Source organism: Mucilaginibacter paludis DSM 18603 (assembly GCF_000166195.2).
Taxonomy (GTDB): Bacteria; Bacteroidota; Bacteroidia; order Sphingobacteriales; family Sphingobacteriaceae; genus Mucilaginibacter; species Mucilaginibacter paludis.
Map to the genome: position 1 here is coordinate 833,029 of NZ_CM001403.1, position 16,237 is coordinate 849,265.

Genomic DNA, 16,237 nt, shown 5'->3' on the forward strand with positions numbered 1-16,237 from the left:
TTCTTTTAAAATCATGATTGGGGGGCGACGATCTATGTGGCCGATGATGGCACATGGTGGCAGGCCGTACTTTGCGTACAGCAAATAATAAAGAATAAAAATTCATATTTTTGAATTGTTGGATTAAGAGTTCAAACCGATTGTCAAATTATTTTGATGGTTAGTCCAGCATTTTGCCGGGATAGTGCGACAACACTATACCGGTTTTTTTATGGCAACCACAGCAATGTTTATCCGGAGTTGTTTAGCGTTTGCATGTTTTAAGTGGTTAATGTTTGGTTGATAATACAATTACTTTTTTTCCCTGTATATTGAATTTAACGCCGGTATATTCCAGCATTTTAAGCATTTCTGATGCGTTTACGTTTCGCCTGATTTTGCCGGTAATGTATTTATCGGGTACAGGGCCTTCAAAATGCACATCCATATCATACCATCGCGCAGCCTGCCGCATAATTGTCGCAATACCGGTTCGTTTAAAATAGAACATCCCTTTTTGCCAGGCAACCGCCTCATTGATATCGGCATCCGGAATAAGTAGAGCCGTTGGTTGGGATGATGAAGGATAAGCCACCAGTGATTGCTCGCCTGGTTTTAAAAAGATATTTTGATTAAGGGCTGATACTTTAACACTGCCCTCCAGCAAAGTGGTTTTAATACCATTTTCTTCAGGGTAAGCATTAACGTTAAAGTGGGTACCCAATACAGTTATTTGCTGCCCGGCACAAATCACTATAAATGGTTTATGTGGGTTCTTAGCCACCTCAAAATAAACCTCTCCGCCTATCTCTACCCGGCGCCTATCGCCGTCAAAACTTGCCGGAAAGCGAATATAGGATACAGCATTCAGCCAAACCTTAGTTCCATCGGGCAATGTTACCTGGTATTGCCCGCCTATTGGGGTACTGATGGTGTTCAATAAAGGAGCGGTATCGTTAACAGAGCCTTTGCTATCAGTTGCCGTGTAAATGATTTCGCTATTGTTTGTTTTTTGGATGGCGGTAATCCCCTGCCGGGCAAGTACCCCATTTTTAACTCCCGTCAGATTGATTTTTGAGCCATTGGCCAGCGTGAGTATTGCCCGGTTAGTACCCGGAGGAAAATCGGGTTTGACATACCGTGCAGCAACCTCGGGTGAGTGTTTGAGTCGCGGGTAAAAATACAGAGATGCTGTTATAATCAGCATAGCGGCTGCGGCTGCCACTTTAGCCCAACGCGGTAAACGAATCACTTTAGTTTCCGGTTGTATTAACAGGCTTTCCTTCAGCGCTTTTTTTGATCGTTGTTCTTGTTGAAAAAATGCTTCTGCTGATAGTGGTACTTCATTAACATCCAAATGGCTTAGCCAACGCTCAATGATATCCTTTTCTGCATCCGTTACCGATCCGTTCTGGTATTTCCTGAAAAGTTCTTCTAAGTATTGTCTTTCATCCTGCATACAATACTAATAAGCAGTAAACAGCAAAAGGACCCAGAAATTTAGTGTTAACCTTCTGTTAATTATTTGTTAGCCAAATAACGAAAACCAGTTGCATCGCCGTTATGGAAGGATCGGCAGTAGCATGGCGGATACGATTAAGTGCTGTATTAATCTGATTTTTAACCGTTTTGGGAGATATTTCCAGTTTTTGAGCAATCTCATTAATAGAATATTCGTCGCTGCGGCTCATCAAAAAAACTTCCCGCATTTTAGCGGGCATCTCTTCGATGGTACGGTTAATTACTTCCATCACCGCTTCGTATTGAATATTCAGCTCCCTGATCTCCAATTCATCCAGCTGGACATCGATATCCTGCTCACGGTTGATAAAATCCGAAAAGTTTTTAAAGTGCTTTTCCTGAAAGCCCTTAGTTCTGAAATAGCCTGAAAGCTTAAACCACAAGCGGTTCTTCAAATAATTGTGTAAGGGATTTGTGATGAAAAAAGTTGCCCTTTTGTTCCAAAGTTCAATAAACATGTCTTGTAAAAGATCATAGGCATCATCCTGGTTACCTATTTTCTTTACTGCTAATCCGTAAAGGGATTTATAATAGCGGTGATGTAATTCTTCGAAAGCGGCATAGTTTGAGTTCCTGATCAGTTCCAGTAATTCGTGTTCGCTGGTTTGTTTCATAAAGACTCATTTGCCTGCTGGCCCATGCAAAATTAGTCATGCTATGTTAACTTATCATTATTATCGCAGTGGAGGTTGATTTATAAAGCACAGCAACTTTTACAATAGTGATTTTTAGCTGTTAATGGTTTATGGCCTGCCCTTTATTGTTTTAACAAAAAGCCCTGAACAATATTTACGTAGGTATCCGGTTCTTCGAACATAGGCGCGTGTCCGGAGTACTGCATTTCCACAAATGTTGCATTTTTTATGAGTGAAGCAACTTCCTTTCCATCATCGGGCGGATTCAGACCGTCATATTTGCCGCTGATAACCAAGGTTTTTGCTGTTACCTTTGAGAGTTCCTTTCTGAAATCGAAGGCGCCAATAGCTTTATTGGCTGCATTAAATTGATCGGGGCTCAGTTTGGTTTCAAATATCTCCAAATGATTTTTCATCAGTCCGGTATCGTACACCATAAATTTTAATAGTTTTATGATGGTTTCATGCATATTCAAACCCTTAATTTCTTCTTCGTTTTCTTTAAACAAACGCTGTATGGAAGAGCTAAGGCCATTTGATTTTGTAACAGTTAACACGAGTTTATCAATACGCTCCGGAGCCATGATGGCAACCAGTTGAGCAATATAACTGCCCATGGATACACCAAGCAAATGCACTTTTTGGAAACCAAAATGGTCCATGATTCCTAAAATATCATTCGCATGATCGTCGATGGTAAATTCTAACGGCTTATCCGACTGTCCATGCCCCCGGCAATCCAATGCTACCGTTTTGAAATTCTTCGACAGTGGCTCAATTACATTTCTTAAATGTGCCTCATGGTCTCCGCCAACGCCGTGTATTAAAATTACAGGAAACCCGCTTCCTTTCACTTCGACGTAAAGCTCGATGTCATTAATTTTGATAAGTGCCATATAAATTGATTAAACATTTATTTGTAATGCAAAGGTATACTTACCAAAAGCCGTAAATGTTAAACTACTTTAATTTTATGACCGATGATACCTTTGTATTGGCTCCAACTCAATTGAGGATACACGTCGTCAGCAATTGGAAATGTACGGAAGTTGACGAAGTAACTCTAACTGCCGTTTCGGTAATTTGTTGCCCTATCGTTTTCTATTGATGTAACTTTCGCTTCCTTAAATATTCAAGCATTTCTTTTGGCCGATCTGTTTGAATAATGTTGGCGCCTTTTTTAAGGAGCCAACCCCAGGTTTCATCCGGGTGGTTTTCTTCTACAGCCTTATCATCATCGTGGCCGCCGTTAAGAGAAGGCCATAAACTGTTTAGCCATAAACCGAACCTTCGCCGTTTCAACAAGTCCAGGTTAGCTATAAGTGATAATGTATCTGATTTAAAAACTGGCTGAAAGATGGTGTTGGGATAACCCCAATAGCTGGCTATGATTTTCCCGGCATTTGGTTTGGCATAATTGATTATAGGCATCATAATGACCGAAGTATCAATTGCCCCAAAACGGGTAACAATACTGTTGTAGTACGTGTTATCATCGATGTTGATGATAGTCTGTTTGGTCATATCATATTTTTTCAACAGTTGCACAACATCATTAAAATATTCATAGCCCTTATCTACATCAATAATGACTTTCCCCTTGCCCGCAATTAAAAACTCCTCAAAGGTTGGTATCCTATGGTTTGACGGTACGCCATTGCCTTTTCTCAGGAAAAGTTTTTTCAGGGAATCAAGCGTATAGTCCGCCGGATAACCTGTACCTGTAGTTGTACGATCAATGGTTTTATCATGCATCACAATCAAAAACCCATCTTTTGTTTTTTTTAAATCCAACTCAACGATATCGACGCCCATAGCGACACAATTTTTTAATCCCTGTAGAGAATTTTCAGGCGCATTACGCCAATCGCCGCGATGTGCCGCCACCAAGACTTTATTACTTTTCGGATTAAATACGTCTTTTAGTTTTTCCTGAGGAGATTGCTGGGCTTTGACCCATGATATCAGCAACAGCAGAGGAATGATGATTAGTTTTTTAAAAGATTCTTTTTTCATACGGGTAGTCTATAAGGTTTTAACAGGAAATATAGGAGCTAATACATTTCCTGTTAAAACCTTTATTTAATTATAACCAGGGTTTTGAGGTAAAATTTGAGGGTTATTTACTTTTTGTATTTCGGCATTCGGGATAGGGTAAATCAAACGAAAATCGGGCACGTCGGTTATAGGAGCTGCGCCCGTTCCTGAATTCTTCAGCAACTGCGTTTTGGCGCTTTTAGTCCTGATCAGATCAAACCATCGCTGGCCCTCTAATGGAAACTCCAACCACCTTTCCTGAATAATAATATCGCGCAGCGCACTTTGGCTTGTATACTGCGCTGCGGTAAATGGAACTGTAGGACTGGAGCGCTTTCTCACCTGATTAAGCCAAAACAAAGGACTTGACTCGCTTGTAATATCGGTGATTAACGCAGATGTTTCATTTAAACATTCGGCATACATCAACAGCACATCCGCATATCTTAAAACGATAAAATCATTATCAAAGTTTTTTGTTGTAGCATCCGGCACATCAGCATATTTATTGATGTAATAGATACTGCCGGTTTTTGTAAAAGATAGGAGTTTACGCCTTGCGTCTGCCTTGTAAGCCGTAATAAGAGATGCATTTACTTCTGATGTGGTGGAGTCGGCTCCCGGACTGAACCATGCGCTGTGACCACCACCTGTCAGCGATTTTGCAAAACGGATCGCAAAGATGATTTCGCTGTTCATTTCTGTTGTTACAGAAAACACATTGGCAATATTCGATTGTAATGAATAACCGGCATGTTTAATCACATCAAATAATACCGGCTGCGCCGCAGCAAAATTACCCTCCGTCATATAAACTTTTGATAGCAGTGTTTTCGCTGCCGAAGCTCTTGCCCGGCCCAGATCGGTAGCCGCGTACGTTTCGGGCAGTTCGGCAATTGCCGTGTTTAAGTCAGATTCAATTAATGCATAAACGCCGGTAACGCTTGATCGCGGAGTTGAAAGCGCCTCGTTTACTGAAATTGGTTTTTGTACCAGCGGTACACCACCGTACATCCTTACCAGTGTGAAGTAATAAAGCGCACGAATAAAACGCGCTTCCCCGTCATACTGTGCTTTCAGGGTGGAAGAAAAGGTGGCACTTCCTATCCGTGATGTTACCTCATTACATTTAAGTATCCCGTTATACATATCTGTCCATGCGGCAGTAGTTAATGAGTTGGCAGATACGTCATTAAATTTATTGATCATATATTGATCCTGGGAGCCAGCGGTAAAGGCTTTCACATACATATTGTCGGAGCGGTATTCCACTAATGGAAAAATTTCTGTGGTAGGATAAGAACGTAAAGCTGAATAACAGGCAACAACTGCTGCGTTAAAGTCAGCAGCTGTCACATAAAAACTATTGGTTGTTACAGCGGCCTCGGGAGCCAGGTCTAAAAACTTTTTACAAGAAGTTAGCGATCCAAGCAGTATGATGATGATTAAATATCTTTTCATGTCGGTTGATTTTAAAAAGTTAAATTAAGTCCCAATGCAATCGTTTTTGCCAATGGATATACGCCATAATCTACACCCGGCGTTAGCTGGTTACTGCCGCCGTTCATATTGACTTCGGGATTATAACCCGTATATTTTGTGATCGTCAGCAGATTTTGTCCACTTACATAGAATCTCATTTTTTGGATATTTACTTTTTTAAGCAATGACGCAGGAATCGTATAACCAAATACAATGTTTTGCAATCTTAAATAAGACCCGTCTTCGACGTGCCAGGAAGAAATTGTGGCATTGTTTCCTGTCGACTTCCTGTTGGCTCTGTTCACCAGTCCGTTACCGGGATTATTAGCGTCCACATAACGGTTTAAAGCCTCTGTGGTATTGTTAATGTTTCCTTCCATATTAGCAATATACCGGCGCGAAAGGTTGAGAATCTGGTTACCGTAAACGCCCTGAAAAGATACAGACAGATCAAATCCTGAAAAAGAAAAGTCATTGGTAAAGCCGTAGGTGAACTTGGGAAAATAATTACCGACAATAGTACGATCCGCGGAAACATCCATTACGCCATTACCGTCGACATCAACAAACTTAAAATCGCCAACCTGGGACGTTGAAAAATGAGGATAACTTGCCAATTCAGCTGCGTTTTTAAAAATCCCATCATATTTTAAAAGATAATAACTGCCGATGGGCTTACCTACCTGAGTTATAAAATAAGCAGTCGCAGTGCCGCTTGTTGCAATTATTGGCGCATCCTGGGTGCCCAGCTTGACCACTTTGTTCTTATTAAAAGAGATATTTGATCTCGTATGCCATCTGAATTTCCCAAATGTATTGTTCCCGATCAAAGCTATCTCTAATCCTTGATTATTAACCTGGCCAATATTTTGTAAGGCGGTACTATAACCTGTAATGGTAGGAACAGGCAAATTTAATAGCGAATTAAAAGTATTTCCGTTGTATAGGTCTAACTCAAAGCCGACTCTATCATTTAAAAATGACATATCAAGACCGACATTAGTCATGGCAGTTTTCTCCCAGGTTAAATCATCGTTTCCATATTGCGTGGGCGCGGTGCCAACGCTCAGTGCCTGTGTTTGTCCGAAAACCGCAACGCTGTTGCCAAGTAACTCCGACTGCTGGTAGTTACCGATTTTAAAGTTACCAGATACCCCGTAACTTGCCCTCAGCTTCATATTGGTGATCCACCTGGCACGCTCCATGAATTTTTCTGATGAGACAATCCAAGCCGCAGAGGCTGATGGAAAATAGCCCCAACGGTCATTTTTCCCAAAACGGGAAGAACCGTCAGCTCTTAATGCAGCGGTAAAAAAATATTTTCCCGAAAAATCGTATTGTACCCGGCTTAATAAAGAAGCCAAAGTCCAGGTTTGTAAATCATAGTCGGGCGTCCCGGAAAAAAAGCTTCCGCCTCCGGCATTTTGAACAGCATCATTAGTAGCCCCGGAAGTACTGTAACCTTCTTTCTTCATTTGATCTTTTTGGGTCGAAAACCCTACAAGTGCGCTGATATGATGCTGGCCCAGTGTTTTCTGGTAGTTTAAAGTATTTTCAGTCAACCAATCCAGGTAGGTAGTAGTAGAAGTATGACCTATAGGACTTGAGGGTACATAGGAGCCCGCAGCGTAATATTTAACGCCGATCAGCGGCAGTGTTGATGGCCAATAAGTGTCATTTCCATAAGTGTTATAAGTTGCTGCCGCGGATAATTTATAATGAAGATCTTTTAATATCTCCCAATCAAAAGAAACGTTACCCAAAAAATTGGCATGATCTACTTTGTTTTTGTAAAGGTTGGCTATCGCTACCGGGTTAACTACTTCGTTATGTTGATAATCGGTACCCAGCCTAAGTTTACCGTTGGCGTCGTAATTATAAGATCCATCGGGATTATACACAGGCCATATCGGACTTATGGCAAGAGCGGACTGAACTATGCCATAATTTCCATAATAATCGTCGCTATTTACCCGGTCTTCGGTTGAAAATGTAGGCGTAACATTTACGTTTACTTTGATCTTTCCTTCAGTGAAAGCATAATTCACTCTTAGCCCATACCTTTTGTAATCAGAATTGATGATGATTCCGTCCTGATCTTCGTAATTTCCGGAGATATAATATTTTGATTTATTATTTCCACCGGATACGGAAAGACTATGCCGCGTAATTGGGGCCGTTCTGTATATCTGATCCTGCCAGTTTGTGTTGGTTAACCCGGCAACAACCGCTCCCCCCGGAGTACCATCCGACTTTAAACCTAAATAAGGATATAGATCTGGTGGAATTTTATCATACGAATTTGGCCGGACAGAAGCCGGATCGCCTGGTTGAGGGTTTGGATTGCTGGCTGTAGCCCCATCGCCTAAATATGCAGCGTTGTGGCCTTCGTAGGACAGTTGAGCATATTGGTAGGCATCCAACATCGGAATTTTTTTGGTGATAGATTGCAGTCCGTAGGAAGATGAGTAATTGACCGTTGTTTTGCCTTTTTTGCCTTCTTTTCCTTTTTTTGTAGTTATCATTACAACACCATTCGCGCCTCTTGAGCCGTAAATAGCAGCAGCAGATGCATCTTTCAACACGTCGATAGTTTCAATATCATTCATGTCTACTATTTCGGTTACCTGCCCACTACCTAAAGGCACCCCGTCGACAACATATAAAGGGTCAACACCTGAGGTAATGGAACCGGTACCGCGAACTCTGATGTCAGTGGGCGAATTAGGCTTTCCGTTATTTTGAATGACTTGAACCCCGGACATTTTACCAACAAGGGCCTGGTCAAAATTTCCAACGATCTGATTTTCCAAATCGCTTGCTTTCACGCTTGCAATTGATGTGGATACATCTCTTTTTGCTTGTGTGCCGTAACCAACTACAACCACAGCGTTTAATTGGCTGTTGCGATCTTTTAAAATAATGTTTATTTCAGTTTTGTTTCCAACGGTTACCGTCTGTGATTCGTAACCTACAAATGAAAAAACCAATACAGCTTTAGCATCAGGAACTACTATCTTGTAAGTCCCATCTTCCTGAGTTGCAACGGCGACTGGTGAATTTTGAATTTTAACAGTAGCACCGGGGAGCGGTCTGTTATACTGGTCATCAATTCGTCCTGTTATTACAATGTCTTTAACCACAATTTGCGATGGTATGACAGAAGTTGAGGGGCTCTTAATTTTAAGCACAACAAACTTATCTTGTATTATATAAGTTATTGGCTCATCCTTTAAACACATATCAAGGGCGGTTTCAATCGTCGCGTCTTTAACATTTATTGTTACGGGCTTTAAACGATTAATCAGATTAGCATCGAAAATAATATCGTAGCCACTCTGCTTACGAATTTCTTCTATCACTGCTTTTAATGGAGCACCCGATTTTTTTATAGTAATATTTTGGGCATACGTTGCGGCGCTGACTTGCATGATACAGATGAGTATCATCAATGCGGTAATTTTCATGACCAGCAGAAATTTAGGAATGTAGGTTTCACTACAAAAATTTGTTGTACAAATTTTCATACATTTGGATGTTTGGGTTTGTAATTTCAATAATTTGTTCGCACTTTTTACTGGGGGAGCAACCTGAACATTGAACCGGGGGTGTTTGCCGCACTCCTGGTTTGTTTCGTCGCATGCCTACCCTTAAGGTGATCCTTGACGTAAAATTTTTTTCATGATTTTTTGATTTAAACTGACTGTTCTTTAAAGGATCATTGTGTTATATGTACCGTGTGCCCTTCGATCCTGAACTTAACCGCACCGGTCTGCTCAAATGCGCTGAGTACTTTAGATATATTTCTTGATTTTGAAAATCCTCCGCCAAGGAGAACGTTATTCGGGTTGTAGTCATAAATTACGTCGATATCATACCAGCGGGTAAGCTGGCGCATCACGCTATGTAAGTCCTCATCGTGGAAAATAAACCTGCCATTCATCCAGGCTGTTTCAGCTTCCGCATCCGCTGTTTGCAATAGAAGAGAGTTTTGTGTTACCAGAGTACGCTGACCCTGAGAAAGTATTTTAGCGATACCATTCGCGGTTACTTTTGCTGAGCCTTCTACAAGAGTCGTCCTGATAGTTTGTTCGTCTCCGTAACTATTGATATTAAACGCAGTGCCAATATCTTCAACAGTTTGATTCCCCGCTTTAACAGTAAATGTTTTGGCTGAATTATGGGCTACCTCAAAATACGCTTCCCCTGTAATCTCAACATGGCGTTGTTTACCGGTAAAGGCTATCGGGAAGGTAATTGAAGATTGCGAATTCAGCCATACTTTTGTCCCATCCGCTAATACTAACGGATATGGAGATACCTCACCTTTGGCGGTTGATAAGGTATTATATTGGATCGCCGTATTTGCACCGGTTTCGGTGTAAATAACCTCACTGGAGCCATTCACGTTGATCTGTGTATTGCCTTGCTGTGCCAGTTTACCCGAAAGGCCTTTTATTAGCACGATCTTTTTTCCGTTGGCCAAAGTAAGGGTAGCCTGGTTATGGCCTGGCAATATATCCTGAGGCTGAATTTGAGCAGTTTGTTTTAATGCTGCAGGTTTGTGTAATATAAAATAGCCTCCTATTGATATCGCTAATAATACAGATGCGGCAGCTATCCTACGCGGCCAAAGTTTCCTGATCTTCGCGGGAGGCAAAAAGTTAGCTTCATCTTCTGCGGCGATAGCTGCATCGCGGTTCATGGCCTCGGTTAGGTATTTATCTAATTTACCTTCGTTAGCTAATTTGATAAATACTTCCAATTCCTCGTCCGTAGCGGTACGATCAGAAAAACGTTGCACCAGTAATTTATAATATTGTTCGTCTTCCATTGCTATGCGCTTCTTTGGATAAGACAGCGCTCGGATAAGACAAGGGTAGTAAAATTTAAAATAAATTTTACCTGAGCAAAAAAACGGCTAAAACGGTAGCTAAGGATACGCCAAGTTCTTGCTCCACCGATGTTTTTAACACCTTCATTGAAGATACCATGTGGCTTTTTACAGCGCTCTTTGAAATACCTAACTGTTGGGCAACTTCTTCGTAGGTTCTATATTCCTGGCGGCACAACCGAAAGATCTCGCGGCTGCGTTCTGGTAGTTTGGAAAGTTCGCGTTGCAGAAACGCGGCATAATCTGCTTCCAGCAGGCGCTCATCTGTAGCCTTGCGTTGAGCAACGAAATTCTTCACAATCTCACCCATGGTCTTATCCGACCGCAAGGCCGCTTTCAGACTATTAAGTGTATGATTTCGAGCACTTACGAACAAATACCCCTTGAAGGACTGGATGTTGTTCAATTGGTGCCTGCCATTCCAAATCTTAATAAATACTTCTTGGGTAAGGTCATCAGCCAAAGCGCCAGAATGTACGTACTTATAGATAAATTGATAAATACTTTTATGATAACGGTCATACAGCACAGTAAATGCATCGGCACTGCCCGATATAAGTTCGGGTAGTAATTCTTCGTCAGCCGTTGTATTAAGCAAGTCCATTAGTAATTCAAAATTAAACTTCTATTATGAACTATAAGTTAACAGCAGATTATATGACCAGCCCTACTCAGATTCAAATGGCTATTGCTTGAAGATACCATGAAAGAATCAGGTATTACCTACCGACATCAAAGAAAAAATCAACAAAAGAAAACGCAGCGTATAAAAGATTTCTGATTATTTTTAATACCCGCAAATTATGCGGATGTTAAACCCGTTATTCCCCGCAAATGTTAAGCAGATCAAGTTTTCTGAAGAACACAAGTTGCTTAAAATCCAACTACGGTGTCTAATGCCGCACTTTCGGCAAAATGCTTGGCTTCCTCAACCCAGTCCTGTCCGGGAGTTAAATATTGATCGGGCTTAATGCCCACGTTATCTATCGCCAGGCCATTATCAATCCTCCGGCTTCTTGAGGTGGCCCAATAAAGCATGTAGGGCATACAGCTAAAATCTATTCCTCGCATATTGGCATCATTTAGCTGTAGATACGAGCTAAAAATACCAAATCCTGTTTTTTGCAGATATTAATTAGGCATAAAAGTTAGTGCCATAAACAAGATACCCGTTATAAACATTAAAAAAAGTAAAAACAATTTAACATCTTGTATCGTTCGTCCCTCCTTTAATACTACTTTTTGTAATGGCTTTGCTATCAATATAGCCAGGGCAAATAAAAAGGCAAATGCAATGGCTATACGTGCACCATTGCCAACCGGCATATTACTTTTTTTACCAAAATAACCAAGCTGGTCGGTAAAAAACAGCACGTTCCATATTACAGTAAAGGCGATAGCCGCCGACGGCAAAAGCCGAACTCAGGTTCGTTAAAAGCAATTCTTTATTTTTTCTTCCTTCCTGCAAACCTATAATTTAAGTTGTTTGATTGAAACAATAAAAGTAGACGAAAAAAAATAATTCGTGATATAAAAAGCACCTCAACCCTGTATGCTGTTGGCCTATGTGATATAATTAATACAGTAGCCACCATGATGGTGGCTACTGTTACTGATGGCCCAAACAATAAATTGATAGTTTGCCTTTGTTAAAGGATTCGGCCCCCGGCAGGGCTAAACAAAGCCCTATTTAACATCGGCAAAACATGATTGCCTCTTTACTTTGTTACACCGGGTATAGCATTTCCAACCTCGTGACCGGCAGCTGCTTTAAAATCAAACCCCAGTAATTTGGATATGGTTTGCGCAAGTTGCTGATGTGAGGTGCTTGTATTTTTCATTTCTCCGGTTGGCTTGGTATCGGGGCCAATCACTGCAAACCAGGTTTGCTCAGAGTTGGGTACATCTGTACCATGGCTGCGCCAACCCTCAAGCGTATCTCCTCTTCCATGGTCGCAGGTGATAATTAAAGTGGTTTTATCTTTATAGATGGGGTCTGATTGTATGATTGTCCATAATTGTTTAATAAAGCCATCTTCCTGGTGAGCGCGGTCAAGATAAAATTGGTAGTTACCGGCGTGCGCCATATCATCGGTTTCGTCAAAGGCAATATACAGTACACGCGGTTTAAATTGTTTAAGGTATTGCTTTCCAAATTCAAAAGTTAAAAAATCTATCCGGGTTGAATCGCCCAGGTATTGAGGTGCTTCGTGTTGCAGCTCGTTTAAGTATTTTAACTGGCTGTTCATGCCCGGTACATCCAGGTCGGCGTAGCCGGAGTTAACCAACAGGCCCGATCTTTTAACGTTCAATATCTGCGGAAAACGTTCCCACGAAGAGAAAGCAGCTACTTTGTTTTCAAATCCTTTTTGCTTATTTAAAAACTCGAGCAAATTCATATTGGGATTGGTGATAGGGTCGTTGGTATTCATGCGTTTATCTGGGAAACCTGTAAATATTTCATTGTATCCGGGATAAGAGAAATGATACGGGTTTGATACCTCGTCTTTGCTGCCCATATCGCGATTGCCATAAAGCTGCCCTTGCTGAACGATAGTTGACCAAAAGAAAGGGAACAGCATTTTACGACGTTGTTGCGATGCAGGGGCATCAAAACTTTTAAGTACCACATCCTTATCGCTGGTATATTTTGAATTTACCAACATCGAATCGGCACCACGGTAAAGTTCCTGCCACCGCAGGCCGTCAAGCGTAACAATAATTACGTTTTTTGTTTTATTGGTTTGCGCAAAAAGCGATGATGCTGCCAGGGTAATGGCTAACATTAACAAAATATTTTTTTTCATGGCTTATTTTATTGAGTTGGTTTAATAACCCACCTGTTTAAGGTGTTACTTTTAGTTTGCAGTACAATTTTGTATAAGTCGGCAGCTTTGTTTTTTACATCCACATTCACAGATTGCTGTCCGGCCGGAACCGTAACGGTTGTAGTATAGCTATCAACTCCGCCGTTTTTAAAGTTATTGGTAGTAGTTATGCTAACAGTTACTTTCTCTTTGTTATTCCATGCTTTCCAGCTCACGTTCAGGCTATCGGTTTTTAATACCGCCTGCGCGGCACTTATGGCTATGTTGCCCATAAACGGCACACCATCAAGCTCGCGCTGGATTTCGGCAGGCAGATCGATATGAATAAACCGGGCTATAGAAGGCAAAATATCAACTATGGCCAATTGCCCCGAAGTAAAGTAGGCGTTTGGTTTTTGATTGGTTGCTATCCAGGTGGTACGCTCACGGTCGGATTGGCCTCCGTGGTTTCTGCCGGTGTTGGCATCGCGCCCATGATCGGTTGTTAGCACAATCATCCAGTCTTCCTTGTCGTGTTCTTTACGATAGCGCAATGCTTCCATAATTTGGCCAACCTGCTCATCTACATACCCTACGGCTTTCATTTGCTGCTCACTATCGCCAAAACGGTGACCTATATCATCTGTGTATTCCAGGTATACCCACGACAGATCAGGGCCGTTCATTTTAATACAATTGGCGGCTTCCGCTACAACCTTGTTATCTATCAGGTGGGTGTATGCGCTCAGTTTATCATGCGGAAATGCCATGGTATCCAATTCGTAACCGTCGTACTTATAATCAAACTTGATGTTGCCTGCTTCTTGCAAGCCCTCCCCTATCAGTTTTGTGCGGTTATCCAGCCATGTAGAAAAAATAGCTATCTTTTTATCCGGCTGTTGCTCTTTAAGTAACCTGAAAATGTTTTTATAATGATAGTTTGGTGCCTTAATATCATTATCCCATACATTATGCTTATTACCCCATGTGCCGGTAAGCAAATCGTTATACCCGGGTGCAGATATGGTTGGCGTTTGGTTGTAAGTACCTTTATCGCCGCCAACATGCGCGCGGGAATAAGCGCCTTCGGCTATCATTTTTTTAATATTGGGGGTATTGGCTTTTTCCAAAACATCAGCAGGAATACCATCGGCAATAATAAATACTACTTTTTTAGGTGCTGTTTGGGCAACACACAGGCCTAAATGCAGTATCCCGGCAAGCATCAACAAGTATTTTTTCATCTCTTCATCAAATTAAAAAGAGGCATAACTTTATGCTATGCCTCTTAACCTTGTTTTTATTTAAGTATCCACATGGTGCCGTTAATATCGTCGGTAGTGCCATACTGGCTACTCACGGCAGCATTGTAGTTAGTGGTATTGGCATCATGTTCTGATGTGGGGTACTGAAAACGCAGTGCAATATGCCCGCTGTTACCCGTTCCGGTTCCGGTAGTAAAATTAGGAACCCCTGTACGGCGATAGGTATAGTAAGACTCTAAACCGTTGTGACGAAAGCCCGCCAGGTATTTTTGCTGTAGTATTTGCGTTAAGCCTGTTGTACCACCGGCATATTTAACAGCAGCTTGGTTGTAAAAGGTATTCCAGTCTGTAGTAATGGTATAATTGTCGTAATTAGAAGGCACTCCGGTATCTTTTGAGCCCGGGCGATAGAAAGATGCGGTAAAAGTACCCGTTGTAGGGATGCCATACCACTGGAGCGAGGCTTGTATACCTTGTATGTAGTAACTTTCGGCATTGCCGCTAATCCAACCACGATTAATACCCTCTGCTATATTAAACAGTTGCTCCATGTAGCCTACTTGTATGCTTGGTTCGCCGGTAAAAGTGGAGTAGTAACGTTTACGGCCAATAAATGAATATTGACCCTGAATAGCGTTTTTATACATAATACCCAAATCCAAACCTGGATCGGCACCAACAAATGACGCAAAATCTGTAGCACTTTGGCCTTGGGTATCAACCAGGTAACGTGCCGGCTCGGCGGTTACAAATACCCGTGGATCTTTTGATGCCGTAAGCAAACCTACATAGGTACTGCTCATGTTTTTACGCCCTGCATTTTGCCCAAAATTACTCGGCGTTTCGGGATAGTAATTGGTCGGATCAAGAAATACGTATTGCAAATTATCGCTCAAAGATGTCATTAAAGGATATTTGCCTGGGTTGTTAACAATAGCAGCAAACTGAGCGGCAACATTTAAATCAGTATCCGATGTTTTTTTACTCAACTCCAATAGTATTCTTAGTCTAAAGGCATTTACTACTCTTCTCCATTGGGTTAAATTGCCGCTTTCAAAATAGATATCTCCATCAACCGTAGTAGTACCAGAGTTGATTAAGGTGGTTAAATCGGTATTTGCATCCTCCAGCCATTTCAAAACCTGTATAAAAACAGCTTTTTGCGTATCATAAGCTGGTGTTAGGTTATCGAGTCCTTGTAAGGCCTGCGTCATCGGGATATCGCCCATTTGCAAAGTCATTTTCGAGAAAAAGTAAGCTCTGAAAAATTTACCCAAGGCACTGTAGGGGTTAGTGGCCGGTGCCCCCGCCTTGATAGCTGCGGCTTCCATCAATACCACATTTTTTATTGTGGTATAATAAAATTTACCTCCGCTAAAATCATAACGGTTATTGCCATAATAATCATAATTGTACAAATGGTATTGGCTCCATATTTCGTACTGGCTATCGGGTAAGTCGGGTAAATCGTTAACTACGCCCTGTAAAAGCAATGATGCCAGAACATTGGTAGGTACGTTCTTGTTTAGGGTGAGCTTATCAAATTCTTTTTGGCAGCTGGTTGATGTTATAGCTACAATGCCTAACACCATCAATGTTTTATAAATCGTTTTCATA

General features: G+C 41.4%; 13 protein-coding genes. All 13 read right to left on the reverse strand.

Annotation, left to right across the window (positions count from 1 at the left end; all coding sequences use genetic code 11):
* Positions 1 to 268 precede the first annotated feature (268 nt).
* A complete protein-coding gene (locus MUCPA_RS03605) occupies positions 269 to 1,438 on the reverse strand; it encodes a FecR family protein (protein WP_008504503.1) in 1,170 nt (389 codons plus the stop codon).
* Between the two features lie 58 nt (positions 1,439 to 1,496).
* Positions 1,497 to 2,114: a sigma-70 family RNA polymerase sigma factor gene (locus tag MUCPA_RS03610; protein ID WP_008504504.1), complete on the reverse strand. Its 618-nt coding sequence runs from the start codon at positions 2,112 to 2,114 to the stop codon at positions 1,497 to 1,499.
* A gap of 143 nt (positions 2,115 to 2,257) precedes the next feature.
* Positions 2,258 to 3,031 (reverse strand): alpha/beta fold hydrolase, encoded by a 774-nt coding sequence (locus MUCPA_RS03615; protein ID WP_008504505.1) that lies wholly within the window; start codon positions 3,029 to 3,031, stop codon positions 2,258 to 2,260.
* A gap of 205 nt (positions 3,032 to 3,236) precedes the next feature.
* The gene (locus tag MUCPA_RS03620) at positions 3,237 to 4,151 is read right to left on the reverse strand and encodes a glycerophosphodiester phosphodiesterase family protein (protein ID WP_008504507.1); all 915 of its coding nucleotides are present in this window, start codon (positions 4,149 to 4,151) and stop codon (positions 3,237 to 3,239) included.
* A 66-nt stretch (positions 4,152 to 4,217) separates the two neighbouring features.
* A complete protein-coding gene (locus MUCPA_RS03625) occupies positions 4,218 to 5,633 on the reverse strand; it encodes a RagB/SusD family nutrient uptake outer membrane protein (RefSeq protein ID WP_008504508.1) in 1,416 nt (471 codons plus the stop codon).
* Between the two features lie 11 nt (positions 5,634 to 5,644).
* A complete protein-coding gene (locus MUCPA_RS03630) occupies positions 5,645 to 9,121 on the reverse strand; it encodes a TonB-dependent receptor (RefSeq protein ID WP_008504509.1) in 3,477 nt (1,158 codons plus the stop codon).
* Positions 9,122 to 9,372: 251 nt separating this feature from the next.
* Positions 9,373 to 10,488, reverse strand: coding sequence for a FecR family protein (locus MUCPA_RS03635; protein WP_008504510.1), 1,116 nt, complete (start codon positions 10,486 to 10,488; stop codon positions 9,373 to 9,375).
* Positions 10,489 to 10,555: 67 nt separating this feature from the next.
* Positions 10,556 to 11,152, reverse strand: a complete 597-nt coding sequence (locus MUCPA_RS03640) for an RNA polymerase sigma factor (RefSeq protein ID WP_008504512.1) — start codon at positions 11,150 to 11,152, stop codon at positions 10,556 to 10,558.
* Between the two features lie 269 nt (positions 11,153 to 11,421).
* Positions 11,422 to 11,619: a hypothetical protein gene (locus MUCPA_RS37540; RefSeq protein WP_008504514.1), complete on the reverse strand. Its 198-nt coding sequence runs from the start codon at positions 11,617 to 11,619 to the stop codon at positions 11,422 to 11,424.
* Positions 11,620 to 11,679: 60 nt separating this feature from the next.
* Entirely contained in the window at positions 11,680 to 11,961 is a 282-nt protein-coding gene (locus MUCPA_RS03645) for a hypothetical protein (protein ID WP_040625692.1), read from the reverse strand.
* A gap of 305 nt (positions 11,962 to 12,266) precedes the next feature.
* A complete protein-coding gene (locus tag MUCPA_RS03650) occupies positions 12,267 to 13,355 on the reverse strand; it encodes an alkaline phosphatase family protein (RefSeq protein WP_008504519.1) in 1,089 nt (362 codons plus the stop codon).
* An 8-nt stretch (positions 13,356 to 13,363) separates the two neighbouring features.
* Positions 13,364 to 14,599 (reverse strand): alkaline phosphatase family protein, encoded by a 1,236-nt coding sequence (locus MUCPA_RS03655; protein WP_008504520.1) that lies wholly within the window; start codon positions 14,597 to 14,599, stop codon positions 13,364 to 13,366.
* Positions 14,600 to 14,655: 56 nt separating this feature from the next.
* Positions 14,656 to 16,236 (reverse strand): SusD/RagB family nutrient-binding outer membrane lipoprotein, encoded by a 1,581-nt coding sequence (locus MUCPA_RS03660; RefSeq protein WP_008504521.1) that lies wholly within the window; start codon positions 16,234 to 16,236, stop codon positions 14,656 to 14,658.
* Position 16,237 lies beyond the last annotated feature (1 nt).